Annotated in this window: 8 protein-coding genes and 2 pseudogenes; 3 read left to right on the top strand and 7 right to left on the bottom strand. The window is 63.5% G+C overall.

Annotated features, from left to right (window positions below):
* Positions 1–10 precede the first annotated feature (10 nt).
* The 4 genes and pseudogenes from SHTP_RS08810 to SHTP_RS08795 all read right to left on the bottom strand — a co-directional run bounded on the left by SHTP_RS08810 (position 11) and on the right by SHTP_RS08795 (position 6,666).
* A complete protein-coding gene (locus SHTP_RS08810) occupies positions 11–2,119 on the bottom strand; it encodes a p-hydroxybenzoic acid--AMP ligase FadD22 (RefSeq protein ID WP_096370354.1) in 2,109 nt (702 codons plus the stop codon).
* Positions 2,120–2,237: 118 nt separating this feature from the next.
* Positions 2,238–2,876 (bottom strand): chorismate--pyruvate lyase family protein, encoded by a 639-nt coding sequence (locus tag SHTP_RS08805; protein WP_096370353.1) that lies wholly within the window; start codon positions 2,874–2,876, stop codon positions 2,238–2,240.
* A gap of 4 nt (positions 2,877–2,880) precedes the next feature.
* The gene (locus SHTP_RS08800) at positions 2,881–4,629 is read right to left on the bottom strand and encodes an AMP-binding protein (RefSeq protein ID WP_096372393.1); all 1,749 of its coding nucleotides are present in this window, start codon (positions 4,627–4,629) and stop codon (positions 2,881–2,883) included.
* Positions 4,630–5,577: 948 nt separating this feature from the next.
* Positions 5,578–6,666, bottom strand: a pseudogene (locus SHTP_RS08795) (LLM class flavin-dependent oxidoreductase).
* A gap of 281 nt (positions 6,667–6,947) precedes the next feature.
* Between SHTP_RS08795 and SHTP_RS08790 the strand changes: the two are divergent.
* Positions 6,948–8,204, top strand: coding sequence for a saccharopine dehydrogenase family protein (locus SHTP_RS08790; RefSeq protein WP_096370352.1), 1,257 nt, complete (start codon positions 6,948–6,950; stop codon positions 8,202–8,204).
* 50 nt (positions 8,205–8,254) lie between these two features.
* Here SHTP_RS08790 and SHTP_RS08785 read toward each other — a convergent pair whose 3' ends face one another.
* On the bottom strand, positions 8,255–9,052 hold the full coding sequence (locus SHTP_RS08785) for a class I SAM-dependent methyltransferase (protein WP_011740058.1): 798 nt from the start codon (positions 9,050–9,052) through the stop codon (positions 8,255–8,257).
* 160 nt (positions 9,053–9,212) lie between these two features.
* Positions 9,213–10,474, bottom strand: a pseudogene (locus tag SHTP_RS08780) (glycosyltransferase).
* Between the two features lie 498 nt (positions 10,475–10,972).
* On the opposite strand from SHTP_RS08780, the gene SHTP_RS08770 reads away from it, so the two are divergent.
* The gene (locus SHTP_RS08770) at positions 10,973–12,154 is read left to right on the top strand and encodes a permease (RefSeq protein WP_096370350.1); all 1,182 of its coding nucleotides are present in this window, start codon (positions 10,973–10,975) and stop codon (positions 12,152–12,154) included.
* 33 nt (positions 12,155–12,187) lie between these two features.
* Positions 12,188–13,084 carry a formyltetrahydrofolate deformylase gene (gene purU, locus SHTP_RS08765; RefSeq protein WP_015355151.1) on the top strand — a complete coding sequence of 299 codons (897 nt, stop codon included), beginning with the start codon at positions 12,188–12,190 and terminating at the stop codon, positions 13,082–13,084.
* A gap of 412 nt (positions 13,085–13,496) precedes the next feature.
* Here the strand turns inward: purU and coaD are convergent, their stop codons facing one another.
* A complete protein-coding gene (gene coaD, locus SHTP_RS08760) occupies positions 13,497–13,970 on the bottom strand; it encodes a pantetheine-phosphate adenylyltransferase (protein WP_011740055.1) in 474 nt (157 codons plus the stop codon).
* Between the last annotated feature and the right edge of the window lie 39 nt (positions 13,971–14,009).

Genomic DNA, 14,009 nt, shown 5'->3' with positions numbered 1-14,009 from the left:
TTGCTCCTGTTCATGATTCGCCAAATTCCGAATCGATCAGCTGGAAAATTTCGTCGGGGGTCGAGGCGGCGGCGATGCGCTGGCCCCAGTGCTCCTGCCCTTCGGTGATCGTGCCGAGCAGGGCACGCAACCGTTCGGCCACTCGCGGCTTCTCACCGTCGGCGATGGCCGCGGTCAGCTCTTCGACCTTGTTCAGCTGCGCTTCGATCAGCGGCAGCGCCCGCGCGCCGCTGCGCGCTGACTGCGGCGTCACCCGCCGGTCCGCGCCGGACAGTTCGGCCTCCAGGTACTGGGCCAGTCCCGATATCGAGCCGTAGTCCCACCCAACCGTCTCGGGCACGCGCAACCCGGTGGCCGCGGCCAATCGGTGGCAGAGTTCGACGGTCATCTGCGAGTCGAAGCCGAGCTCCGAGAAGGCGAGATCGCGATTGACCGAGCGCGGATCCGGCTCACCGAGCATCTTCGCGGTCTCCCCGCATACGGCGTCGAGTACCAGCCGGTGACGTTCCTGCTGCAGCGCGGCCAGCCGCTCTTTGAGGCTCACTTCGCGGGAGCCCGAAACCAGGGCAGACGCCGACTGATCATCGAGTTGGCCGGGCGCGTCGGACCGGTGCTCGGCCGAAGCGAGTTCCCAGATCGGCTTGGCCGGGGTCTGGCCACGCAGCGCGCTGCGCAACAACTTCCCGTTGGCGGTTCTGGGAAGTCGCTCAACAACGGCAAATCGGTGCGGCACCTTGAATGCAGACAGGCGGGTGAGCAATCGTCGGTGGATGTCGCGCATGACCGACCCGTCAATGCCCTCGGCGCTCGCCGGAACGAGAAATGCCTGCAGTGTCGATGCGCCGGTGGCTTCCTTGACTCCAACCACCGCGACCTCGGCGACGGCGTCCTCCTCGACGATCAGCCGCTCGATCTCGCGCGGATTGATATTGACCGCCCCGACGATTTCGGTGTCGTCCGCGCGGCAGGCGTAGGTGACCCATCCGTCGTCGTCGATGCAGACCCGGTCACGCGTGTCCAGCCAACCCTCATCTGTCAGCAGCGGCTCCGGCCAGTTCCAATAGCTCTCGGCAATCGACGGTCCGCGGACCCAGAGGTCACCCTCCCCCCCGGGCCCGGCGGCCGCACCGTCCGGTGCCACGACGCGAATCTGGTAGGGCGGAAGAACCTTGCCCAGGCTCCCCGGGCGCCACTCGTCGACGGTATTGGATACGAACGTCTGCCCGACCTCGGTCGATCCGACCCCGTCCAGGATCGGGATACCGCCAAAGAATTCGGTGAGCCGCTCGGCCAGCCCCACCTCCAGGGCCTCGCCCGCCGATACCACGCATCGCACCGAACGGAACGAATCCGCAGAACACGCGTCGACAACTCTGGCAAAGAAATTCGGCACACCGTAGAGCACCGAGGGCTCGAATCGGGCGCTCAGCGTCGCCGCGACTTCCGCGCCCACCGGTAGCGGATTGACCACCGCCGAACTGCCGGTGGCCAGCGGAAACCAGACCGAATTTCCCAGGCCATAGGCGAAATACATGCGCGCGCTGCTCAGCCCGATGTCGGCGGGAGTCAGCCGCAACGCATTGCGACACATGGCCTCGACAAACGCGAACACGTCGCAGTGCCGGTGAATCGCCGCCTTGGGCGGACCCGTTGTACCGGAGGTGTAGGTGGCATACGCGGCGGCGTCACCACCCAAGATCTCGTAGTCCGCCGGCCCGACCCGGGCCGCCTCGGAAAATAGATCCGCGGCATCCACCACCGTCGACGGCGCAAATCGGTCACAAAGAGGACCGGAGGTGATTACCAGCGCCGCCTGCGTGTCCCGCTCCTGGAACGCGTGGTCGTCACGGTGCAGCTCCGGGTTTGCCAGAAACGCCAGGATCCCGCGTGCCAGGCATGCCAGCAAAACCTGCACCAGCTCCGGCGAATCCGGCATACACAGCAGGACACGATCCCCCCTGCAAAGGCCACGATTGGCTAGCACCGCGCCGAGCCGTGCGGCTCCATCATGGATCTGACCATGAGTCACCACATCCGGCGCGTAATAGGCAGGCTGGTCAGTCCATCCCGCTTCCGATGCCCGCTCGGCGAGCAGTCCCGCTACATTCTCATTCCGCATTATTGGATGACCGCCCTAGCCGATGCTGTTTCTGGCTTGCCGACTGAATTGGATCCATGGATACAAATTCTGCGACCTCTGGCATCGTCACCCCCATAAACCCACGGGGAACCGGCCATTAGGTACAAATCGATCTCCCACTCCTCGCACTGGTACCGACGGAACGTTGGTGACGAATAGGTTCTTCACGCGAATTATCTTCGAATACACTTCGGAGAAAATACTCGGTGATGATAATCACCGGCCGGCCTTCCGCGAACACACGGTACTGACGGCCGACAACTTTCGGCGGCAAGTTACGACGCCGATCGAGCACGAGCCAGGCCGGTGACTCTCCCGCCCAGACCTTCGCCTCTTCTTTAAAGGTTTCAATACAGCTGGCGGCCATCACCTCGCCAATAGGAAGATGCGTTTCCAGCAGGCTCGCCACGATTTCGGGAGGCAGCAAGTCGATGGCAATGAATGATTCTGCGGCGACGAACGGGATTCCCGACCTGCGGCCCTTCAGCACGATATCGCGCCGCAAGACGCGGCCGATCGAAGAATGGTCGCACCCATCCATTTCCGGCGCGGCATCCTGAATCTGCTGCTTGACTATCTCTACGACGATCTCGTCGTTGGCAAGCACGTTCAGAATCCGAGTGAGGGTGCCGTTCGTCGCTATCAGTATCCGAAGGTCGCGATTGAGCTTTCGGATATCTTCATCAGACAGATGACACTCGGTCATTTCTTGTTTCTCGGGCAAAACCGCCAACATGCCGTCATGCGGACCGGTCCAAACGGGTGAATCCGTCGTTTCGGTAACGCTCCACACAGGATGAACGTCGAACTTTGCCGCTGGTCGTGACCGGAATCGAACCGGTCGCCACCAACACGACATCTGCGACCCGCACTCGGTGTGCCCGCGATATCGCGGAGGTGATCTCCCGCTTGACCGAGCGCAGCTTGTCGATGGCCTCCTCACCCGAGTGGCCCCAGCTGGCGAACTCCACGATGGTGACCAACTTCTCACCGTCGGCATCGGGCACCGCTATCGCCACCACCCGGCCACCGGTGATTTCCTGAATCGTCGACTCAATATCGTCGGGATAGTGATTGGATCCGTCCACGATCAGCAGATCCTTGATGCGGCCCGTGATGAACAACTCGCCTTCGAACATCACCCCGAGGTCTCCGGTTCGAAGCCACGGACCGATCGAGGTGCCCGGCGAGGGGTCGGTCAGCTTCGCATCGAACGTGCGCTCGGTGAGCTGGGGGTTACGCCAATAGCCCATGGCAACATTATCCCCCTGCACCCAAATTTCGCCGACCGTCCCCGCCGGACATTCCGTCCTGGCCTCGGGGTCGACGATCCGCACCTCAGATGTCCAGCTCGAACCGTAGCTGACCAGCTTGGCACCGTCGTCGGCTTCATTCGCGCACCGCTCGACCCGACCGACCGACAAGCTCTGGTAATCGAAGTTGACGCTTCTGGGCGGGCGTCCCGGTTCCGCGGTGGCCACGAACACCGTCGCCTCGGCGAGCCCGTAGGAGGGTCGGATCGCCGTGTCGCGCAGGTTGAAGGGGGCGAACCTGTCGATGAAGCGCTGCAGCGTCGCCGGATTCACCCGCTCCGCACCGCTACCGATCCCCCGGACGTGTCCGAGATCCAATCCGGCCATATCTTCGTCCGACGTGCGGCGGACCGCCAATTCGAAACCGAAGTTTGGCGCACAGGAAATCTGTCCACGAAATTTGCTCATCAATTGCATCCAGCGGGCCGGCCGCTGCAGGAATGCCATCGGATTCAGCAATACCGCGGTGTCTTGATTGATCATCGGCAGAATGATGCCGAGCATCAGCCCCATGTCGTGATAGAACGGCAGCCACGACACCGCGGTCGAGGGAACTTTCTCTGTCTCCCCAAGGTAATCGGACATCAACTGGACGCAGTTGGTGATGACGTTCTTGTGGGAGAGGACCACACCGGCAGGCGAACGGGTCGACCCCGACGTGTATTGCAGATACGCGGTGCTCGAATGGGCCGGCGGCGTGAGATCGAGCTCCCGCGCGGAATCCAAGTCCAGCAAGTCGACCGCCACCACAATGGGTGTGCCGCCCTGCCCGGCGCGTGCATGTGGCGCATATTTGGTGACCTCGTCGATCACCGGCGAAGTCGTAAGAATGACGCTCGGCGTGGAATCCTGCAGCGCTGCCGAGATTCGTTCGTCGTGAATGCCGAACTGGGGCACTGGAAGGGGGACAGCGATAAGTCCGGCTTCTAGCACGCCCAGAAAGGCGATGATGTATTCGAGGCCTTGCGGAGCCAATACCGCGACCCGATCACCGCTGGCCCCGTAGCCGCGCAGCTCTTCGGCCACGATCTTGGCGCGCCGATAGATTTGCCACCAGGTGAGCGTTTCGGTGAACCCGTCCGGGTTCACGTCGTAGTCGATGAACTTGTAGGCCGCGCGATTGGGGTACTGGGTGGCCGCCTTGTGCAGCAGATCGGTAAGCGAGGACTCACTCATCGCGAATCGCGTCATCATCCCATTGGACGTTGGTACTGCTTGGCCACCCGTTCCCGGTGCCAGTTGCGTCGTCACCTCGTCCCGGGCACGAAGCGAAACGGCGTTGGTGTCCATGATCATCCTTACTCTCGACGGAAGAGACTACGGGCGTTTCGCTGCTGTGTCAGTCGAAACCCGAATCAGCGGGCCGGCGTGCCGCGCAAAGCCGCGCCGCAACTCGAAATCGATATGGCCGCACCGCCATAACAGCCCTCGCGCCACCGGCTCGCAGCAAGATTTAACATGGTCGTCACTCACGACCATGGCTCTTGCTGGAACCCGTTTGGTGGACATGAGCTTTGAGGTTACTAAGGATCAGCGATAGGTGAGATGTTGGGACCGACGGTCCTGGGAAAATTTGGGCCATCCAATCACCCTTCCCAGGGCCCGGACGCCGGGTGCAATCTGAAGCATCGAGGGGTCTACGACAATCACCTCGGCAAATCATCTCTGGATAACCAACCAACAGCCGATTTTCATGAGAAGTGCTAAGTACGACCACTGCTAAATAAGTTTGGCGCGCGCAACGTTTGGCGATACACGCCGCTGCGGTAACCACGCCCGGCGGTGATCGCCCCACTCCCCTAGCCCCGAGCAGGCCGTAACCAGTCGCGGCAAAACCGTTGCGACAAAGGCAATGTGGCATCTCGGGCACGCGGTGTCGCGCGACGGTGCGCTGAAGCGTCGCCGCTAAATCGTTACCAGGCAACGGGTTGGGGCCAACTCGCCGCGCCCCCGAGGCCACCGATTCAGCGCTGCGGATCCATCCACCAAAGTGCCCGCAACGACTTCCGGCCGATCGCTAAGCGACCCGAATAGCTAACTTCAGCAATGGCTTTGATCGATCTGCGGCCGCAACGAGCCCAGGCTAGCCGCGAACCGGCTCCGAGCGGATTCGCCGGTGGCCGGTCACAGCTTCTTCAGCCCCCGCAACACCTTGGCGTGCGGCAGCACCGCAGTGACGGTCTTGCGCAGGCTCGGGTTGACCAGGCTGCCATTGATCACCAGCAGATACCTCAGACCGTGGTCACGCCACTCGGCGACCTGATCGATGACCTCGTCCGGCGTGCCGCTGGCCACCGCTTCGCGGATCAGGCCGGGCGGAACCTTCGCGGTGTAGGAGAGGACCGTTTCCCTGTCCATCGTCTGGGGGATCAGATCCTGCACGCCGGTGAAGTCGGCTCCCATCGGGTGCTCGACACCGTGGCGCGCCCAGGCCTCCACGGGCATTCCGAGCGCGTTCATTTTGACGATCACCGAGTCCAGCGCTTCATCCACGTCGTCGCGACTCCACCCGGTGACCACGCCGCGCACTGCCGAAGGGGTGATGGACATCGGGTCACGACCGGCATCGGATGCCGCGGCACGCACCGCTTCCAGCGCGCGGCTGTAGTCGGTGGGCCGGATGATGACGATGGGCACCCAGGCGTCCGCGTAGCGTCCAGTAGCCCTCAGCATCCGCGGACCGTGCGCCGCGACCCAGATTTCGGGCCACTTTCCCTTGTAGGGCGGCAGGTCGAACAGGGCATTGCGCAGTGGAAAGTACGGCGACTCACGCGTGACCAGCGCCCCGTTCGAATCTCACAGGGCACGAATCGTCACGAGGCCCTCTTCGAACCGCGCAACGGGCTTGCTCCACTCCACCCCGTAGGGCTCGTTGCCCTCACGTTCTCCAACACCGATGCCAAGAATGGCTCGGCCTCTGGTCAGCAGATGCACAGTCGCCGCGGCTTGCGCGGTAACCGCTGGATTGCGACGGCCGACATCGGTCACGCACACACCGAGCCGCAAGCGGTTGATCCGGTTGCCCGCGGCGAGGTTTCCCAGCATCGTCCAAGGCTCGTAGTTGGCATCAACCTTGGGCACCAGCCGCGCCCCAAGACCGAGAAATTCGGGGGTCGCCACCGACCGTGGCACCAGCGCGTTGAGATGGTCACCGATCCAATACGAGTCGGCGCCCATCACTGCGCCGGCCATCATGCTCGACCGCGCGATCATGCTCGGTGGGAGGCGCGAGTGCACCGGAGCGTCGACAAAGCCGTAACGAAAACCGCTCGATTTCTTCAAAATCCGCCTACCTTGCCGTCCGTCGCGGTGTGACTGCGGCGAGGTTACCTGACGTTTCTGTGGACATCCCGCAGCCAACTGGCGGCCTGCGGATCGCCGGCCGGCCCTACCATCTCGCGCCGATGACGCGGCGACTGCGTTCCTACGCAATTGCATTCATCGCTGGTCGCCCGTAACTCAGCCTCCCCAGCCCGCTCGGGTAGTCTCGCCCGATGAGTTCAGCGCAACGCGAGTTCGACATTGTCTTATACGGCGCAACCGGCTTCTCCGGCATGCCGACCGGCCAACACCTTGCGCAACGTGACACGAACGCTCGGATCGCCCTGGCCGGCCATTCGCCCCAACGGCTGCGGGCCGTGCGGGACAAGTTGGGCCCACTAGCCAGCGACTGGCCACTCGTCGTCGCCGACGCATCACAACCGGCGACGCTCGAGGAGATGGCCACCCGGGCACAGGTCATCCTCACCACCGTTGGCCCCTACACGCGCTATGGCCTGCCCCTGGTGGCGGCCTGCGCCAAGGCTGGCACCGACTACGCCGATCTGACCGGCGAATTGATGTTCTGCCGCAACAGCATCGACCTGTACCACAAACAGACCGCTGACACCGGCGCCCGAATAGTGCTCGCGTGTGGATTCGATTCAATTCCATCGGATCTGAACGTCCACCACTTGTACCGCCGTGCCGCCGAAGACGGCACCGGAGAATTGGCCGAGACCAACCTGGTGCTCCGCTCGTTCTCCCAGCGTTGGGCCTCCGGCGGCTCGGTGGCAACCTATTCCGAAGCGATGCGCACCGCATCGAGCGATCCCGAGGCGTACCGGTTGGTCAACGACCCTTATACGCTGACCACCGACCGCAGTGCCGAACCCGATCTCGGTCCGCAGCCGGACTTTTCCATGCGGCGCGGACGCGACCTGGCTCCTGAGCTCGCGGGCTTCTGGACCGGCGCATTCGTACAGGGCCCATTCAACACTCGAATTGTCCGACGTCGCAATGCATTACAGGATTGGGCTTATGGCAAGCAATTCCGCTACTCGGAGACGATGAGTCTCGGTCGGTCGTTTGCGGCACCAATCGCCTCCGCTGCCGTCACGGGCGCTATCGCCGGCGGCATCGGTTTGGGCAACAAGTACTTCAGTCGCCTACCGCAACGTGCGCTAGAGCGGGTCACTCCGAAACCAGGCACCGGCCCGAGCCAAAAAAGCCGGGAACGCGGCCATTACCGCTGTGAGACGTACACCACCACGACCACCGGTGCCCGCTACCTGGCGACGTTCGCACACAACGTCGACGCGTATGCCTCGACGGCCGTGCTGCTCGGCGAAAGCGGTCTGGCCCTGGCGCTGGACCGCGATCGGCTCTCCGAGTTGCGCGGTGTGCTGACCCCCGCCGCCGCCATGGGGGATGCACTGCTGGCGCGGCTGCCCCAGACCGGCGTCGTTGTGAGCGCGACCCGACTGCACTGACTCCTGGCGCCGCCGCTCAGGTCAGCGCCCGAGCGGCGGTCGCCGGCCGATCAGATCTTCGGGCTGATTCCGTCGGATGCGAGAAAGTCGTCGAAATACGTGGGCGGCTTCAGGTTGAGTAGGCGCTCGCGGTCGGCGACCAGATCCGCGTAGTCGAGGGCCTCGATCTGGTCCGCCGTGTAGGACAACTGCGATTCCGCCGAGCCCTTACGCACGATCCCGACGCCGAAATCGCAATTGAGCACCGCGACCTGCAGATCCGCCCGAGTGCTGCGCAGATGAACGATCGCCTTCCAGACGTCGCCGCTCCACAACATCTGCCACCAGCGGTTCTCGGCACGAAAGTCTTCATAGGACGCCGCCGGATAGGCGATCGAAGGATGCGTGGGGTTGCAGTCGTGCAGGACGATGACCCCGTCGTCCTTGAGGTAGCGCAGGATGTTCTCGACATCACGCACTACCTGCTTGTAGGTGTGCAGCCCGTCGACCAAGGCCACATCGACACCGTTGTGCTCGAGATAGCCGGCATCATTGGCGAAAAAGGCGTCACTGGTCGTCTCGAAGTAATGGGTGACACGCGCCTTGGCCGAGGCCAGCTTGCGGGTCCGCGCCGACAGCTTGAACTCGGGGTCGATTGCCGTCTTCTCGTCGGCAGCTATTCGCCGGAACGCAAACCCATGGGAGACACCGATCTCGAGGTAAACAGGCGCCGCCCTACCGGCGAGCGCCCGTTGCACGGCCCTGACCCGGTTCATCCGACGATCCTTCCCGAAGTGGAACTGACCGTAGTTCCATGACTCTTCGGTGAGGCGCCACACCAGCGCCTTTGAAGTTTCGGTTGCTCCCATGAAGGGTTCCTTTCGCCGAGAGGAGAAACGTTAGCCGCAGTGCGGCATCGAACTAACGTTTGAATCGAGGATCTGTGGGGACCGAATCGTCCGATGCCGCCGATGAGCCGACCGCTGGTCCAAACCTACTAATTGACCTGATTGACAGGCGCTACCCCTGCTAGCCGGCCGCCGATTTCGCGACCGCGCCCTCGGATACGCGCCGCAAAGCGCTCTCCACATGCTGAGGAAAGCGAGCCAATTCGCGTCCGAACACCTCGGCGAGCTCCTGAGCGGATTGCCGGTATCCAGGTCGGTCGAGCAGCTGGCGCACGGCCGCCGACACCGAGCGAGCCTTGAGCCGCTCGGTGCGCAGCAGCAAGCCCGCTCCGGCTGCCTCGATGGCCTGCATGTTGAGGTGCTGGTCCAGGTTGCTAGCGATCCCCAGCACCGGCACCCCAGCCACCAGGGCCTGCTGCGTCGTGAGGCTGCCCCCGTTGCAAATCACCACGTCGGAGCGAGCCGCGGCCGCCTCGCCCGGCAGATAGTCCGCCACATAGGCATTGGCCGGGATATTGTCCAGGTCGCTACGGTCGGCGGTGGCAGCGATGACCGTCACCGGCAGATCGGCCAGGCCGTTCAACACCACCTGCAACAGATCCCCCCCCCGGAGGTACCCAGGGTCGCGTAGACGATCGGCCGGTCCGCCGGCAGCGAATCCCACCAGTCCGGCGTCTCCCCCGACGGCGACCAGAGAACCGGGCCGAGATACTGGTGGTTGTCCGGCCGGTTGTAGGTCGGCTGCAGCTCGGGGATATCCGCGTACAGGGTTTGGTCGCCATCGGTGAAAATGCGGCACAGGTTCAAACCCAGGCTCGGCAATCCGTGCTTGCGCCGGACCCGATTCAGCGGCATGCACTGCAGAGCGAAGAACAACGGTCGCTCCAGCCGGTAGGCGCGCTTGACCAGCCGAACACCGAACAGGCGGCTCCAGAACACCTCGGGCAGCGGAAAACGACGGCGCGAGTAGGGACTCCAGTAGGCGTTGGCGATGGCGACGTAGGGAATGCCGGCCAGTCGGGCGCTGGCCGATAGCTAAATGCGAAGGTCACCGACGACCAGATCCGGCGCAACCTCGGCCAGCACCCTGCTGTCCTCCTCGACGTACTGGCGCAATGTCCGGGTCGTATAGAAACGGCCCTGCACCAGGTTGCCGAGAAATCGCTCGCTGGGGATGGTGTAGATCGGGTGATGGGGAAACGGGATCGGCCCCAGCAGCTTGTTGAACCGCGGGTCACACGCGAAATGCACCTCATAGCGGCTCGGGTCCAGCGACAGCGCGACGACGAACGGTCGCACGACGTGGGCCAGCGTCGTTGCCTCGGCGACAAACAGGACCCGCTGCCTCCTGACGGGCTGCGGTGCGTTTGTTGCGATGCTCATGACCACGCCCCTTCACGACGTTTGTCGGCAAGTTGTCGGTAACCGTTGTTCGTTACGCCCCACCCAAACGCCGTAGCGTACCCCCTGGACGCCCGCGGTCTGGAAGATCGGGCCAAAATGGCGTGGGCGATGCCGATCCGGTCGACTCGTTCACCGCAGCGCCCGGTCGCGATGACATCCAACCGGGCGCCCGCGCTTCATTGCCCATCTCGAACATCGTGTTTCATTGTGTGCCAACGCTTTTGGGCAGCCGTCCGGAACTCTATCGCCAGCCAATGCGACGCTGCCGCCAACCGGTTCACCGACGGCCGGGACGTCCGGTCGCCAGCAAGCGGGAGGCGAACCCGCATGCGCCCCCCAAAACAGCCGCATATCCTGCGGATTCCGGACACGGCACCCCCTTGGACTGATACCCCCATAGGGTATATGTTGCCGCAAGGGAGCGGGTCGGCCCAGAATGAAGACTTGCCGGATGGATGATGCGAAACGGAGGACCGGGTGGCGGGCACAGTATTGGGAGCGGTCGGCCATGCACTGGCCCTGACCGGATCGATGACCTGGGGAATCTTGTGGGCGCTGATCTTGGGCTTCACGTTGTCGGCGATGGTGCAGGCCGTGGTGCGCCGCTCGACGATCGTTGCTTTGATGGGCAACGACAAACCGCGCACGCTTGCGGTTGCCGCCGGACTGGGCGCCGCTTCGTCGTCCTGCTCCTACGCCGCGGTGGCGCTGGCACGATCGCTGTTTCGCAAGGGCGCGAACTTCACCGCAGCCATGGCGTTTGAGATAGGTTCCACCAACCTGGTCGTCGAGCTGGGCATCATCCTGGCGTTGTTGATGGGCTGGCAGTTCACCGCCGCGGAGTTCGTCGGTGGCCCGCTGATGATCATCGTGTTGGCCGTGTTGTTCCGGCTGTTCGTACGCACCCGGCTCATCGACGCGGCCCGCGAGCAGGCCGAACGCGGGATCGCCGGCTCCATGGAAGGTCACGCCGCCATGGACATGTCGGTGGGCGGCGAGGACTCGTTTCTGCGCCGGCTGTTCTCCCGCCGCGCCTTCACCTCGGTGTCGCACGTGTTCGTGATGGAGTGGGCGGCAATTCTGCGCGACCTCGTTCTCGGTCTGGTGATCGCCGGCGCAATCGCGGCTTGGGTTCCCGAAACTTTCTGGCAGAACTTCTTTTTGGCGAATCATCCGAACTTGTCGGTGGTGTGGGGACCGCTCGTTGGCCCCATCGTCGCGATCGTCTCTTTCGTCTGCTCGATCGGCAATGTGCCACTTGCCGCGGTGCTGTGGAACGGTGGCATCAGCTTCGGCGGTGTCATCGCCTTCATCTTCGCCGACCTGCTGATCCTGCCGATCTTGAACATCTACCGGAAGTACTACGGAACGAAGATGATGTTGACCCTGCTGGGCACCTTCTATGTCTCGATGGTCGTCGCTGGATACCTGATCGAACTCATCTTTGGCGCGGCGAACTTGATTCCTCGACAGCGCAGCGCCACGGTCCTGCACGCGGGCATTTCGTGGAACTACACCACCTGGCTCAACATCATCTTTCTCGGAATCGCGGCAGTGCTGGTGACTCGCTTCATCACCAGTGGCGGCATGCCGATGCTGCGTATGATGGGCGGCTCTCCCGAAGCCGAAGGCCACCAACACGGCCATCAGTGTCACTAGCCGAGGGCGCCGGCGGTATCCTTTCCGGCGGCAATGTCTCAGAATTTTCCACCGCCGCCTGGCGGTCCACCGCCGCCGGCCGATATCGGTCGGCTACTACTGCGTTGCCACGACCACCCTGGGATCATCGCCGCCGTCAGCACGTTCCTGACCCAGGCCGGCGCCAACATCATTTCCCTGGACCAGCACTCCACCGCCCCCGAGGGCGGAACATTCCTGCAGCGGGCGATCTTTCACCTACCCGGGCTCACCGCTGCCATCGACGAACTGCAGCGCGAGTTCGGCAGTGCCGTCGCCGACAAGTTCGACATCGACTACCGGTTCACTGAAGCGGCCAAACCCAAACGAGTCGCGATCATGGCTTCCAAGGAAGACCACTGCTTGTTAGATCTGCTGTGGCGCAACCGACGTGGCGAACTCGAGATGTCGGTTGCCATGGTGATCGCCAACCACCCTGATCTGGCCGACCATGTGCGCCCGTTCGGTGTGCCGTTCATCCACATCCCCGTGACTCGGGACACTCGCGCCGACGCCGAACAGCGTCAACTTCAGTTGTTAAGCGGCAACGTGGATCTGGTGATCCTGGCTCGCTACATGCAGATCCTCAGCCCCACGTTTCTCGACGCCATCGGTTGCCCGTTGATCAACATTCATCACTCGTTTCTTCCCGCCTTCACCGGCGCGTCTCCTTACAAACGCGCCCGGGAACGTGGCGTCAAGCTGATCGGCGCCACCGCACACTACGTGACCGAAGCTCTCGACGAGGGGCCGATCATCGAACAAGACGTCGTTCGGGTCGACCACAATGACACCGTGCACGACCTGGTGCGAGTCGGCGCCGACGTGGAGCGCGCCGTGCTGTCGCGTGCGGTGCTGTGGCACTGCCAGGACCGCGTCATCGTGCACCACAACCAGACCATCATCTTCTGACGCCGCGGCCGGCCGTCAACGCCGGCATACCCGCGACACCGATGCACCCCGGGGCACCAAGAATGTGCCAAGGTTTCGCCAAGCGCGCGCCATCAACCTTGCTTGGACGGCGACATTCGCCTCACCCGCACCCGATGACCGAACAGAAAGGCATCTATAATCGCTGCCCGAATCCGTGCCCTCGCCGGGATGTCGCTGTTGGCCTCGGCCATCGGCCTGGCCGCCTTCGCAGCGGCCGGAGCCGCCAGCGCGGCCCCCAGCCACCAGCCCGACTACGGCACCTAGACCTGCTACGACACGGCGACGCAAACCTTCTACGGCTGCTTCGACCCACGCTAGTCGGGGCCGCATCGTCGCTCGACACTGTGGACAGGTGAGCGGACCTAGTCGCCAACCGCGGCTAGGTCCGCTGCTATTTTGTCCGCTCCCGCAGGCGGCGGTTCACCGGTTCCGGCAGCAGTTCGGAGACGTCGCCGCCGAGCATCGCCACCTCTTTGGCCAGCGACGACGACACAAACGAATACCGCGGCGCCGTCGCGACGAAGAATGTGTCGACGCCAGCGATGTGTTTGTTCATCTGCGCCATCTGCAGCTCGTACTCGAAGTCGGTGCCGGTGCGCAACCCCTTGACGATGGCGTTCATCCCCTGGGCCTTGACGAAGTCGACCACCAAGCCTTGCCCGGCCTCGACCCGCAGGTTGGGCAGGTGAGCCGTCGACTCCTCGATCATCGCGATCCGCTCATCGAGGTCGAACATGCCCTTCTTGGCGGGATTGACCAGAATCGCCACCACCACCTCGTCGAACTGGGCGGCGGCGCGTTCGAAGACGTCGACGTGCCCCAACGTCACCGGGTCGAACGAACCCGGACATACCGCGCCCGTCATCTGCGCCGCTTCTCCTCGTCGCTTCGGCCTGCCTGGTCG

The sequence above is a fragment of the Mycobacterium ulcerans subsp. shinshuense genome (assembly GCF_002355775.1).
GTDB classification, from domain to species: domain Bacteria; phylum Actinomycetota; class Actinomycetes; order Mycobacteriales; family Mycobacteriaceae; genus Mycobacterium; species Mycobacterium marinum.
Note: the sequence above shows the minus strand (reverse complement) of the source record. Positions and strands in the feature narration are given on the sequence as shown.

Excerpts from the sequence above, each read along its gene's own strand:
- coaD (WP_011740055.1), bottom strand. The coding sequence starts at position 13,970 with ATGACGGGCGCGGTATGTCCGGGTTCGTTCGACCCGGTGACGTTGGGG.
- SHTP_RS08810 (WP_096370354.1), bottom strand. The coding sequence starts at position 2,119 with ATGCGGAATGAGAATGTAGCGGGACTGCTCGCCGAGCGGGCATCGGAA.
- SHTP_RS08800 (WP_096372393.1), bottom strand. The coding sequence starts at position 4,629 with ATGAGTGAGTCCTCGCTTACCGATCTGCTGCACAAGGCGGCCACCCAG.
- SHTP_RS08805 (WP_096370353.1), bottom strand. The coding sequence starts at position 2,876 with ATGTTGGCGGTTTTGCCCGAGAAACAAGAAATGACCGAGTGTCATCTG.
- purU (WP_015355151.1), top strand. The coding sequence starts at position 12,188 with ATGTCTCAGAATTTTCCACCGCCGCCTGGCGGTCCACCGCCGCCGGCC.
- SHTP_RS08790 (WP_096370352.1), top strand. The coding sequence starts at position 6,948 with ATGAGTTCAGCGCAACGCGAGTTCGACATTGTCTTATACGGCGCAACC.
- SHTP_RS08785 (WP_011740058.1), bottom strand. The coding sequence starts at position 9,052 with ATGGGAGCAACCGAAACTTCAAAGGCGCTGGTGTGGCGCCTCACCGAA.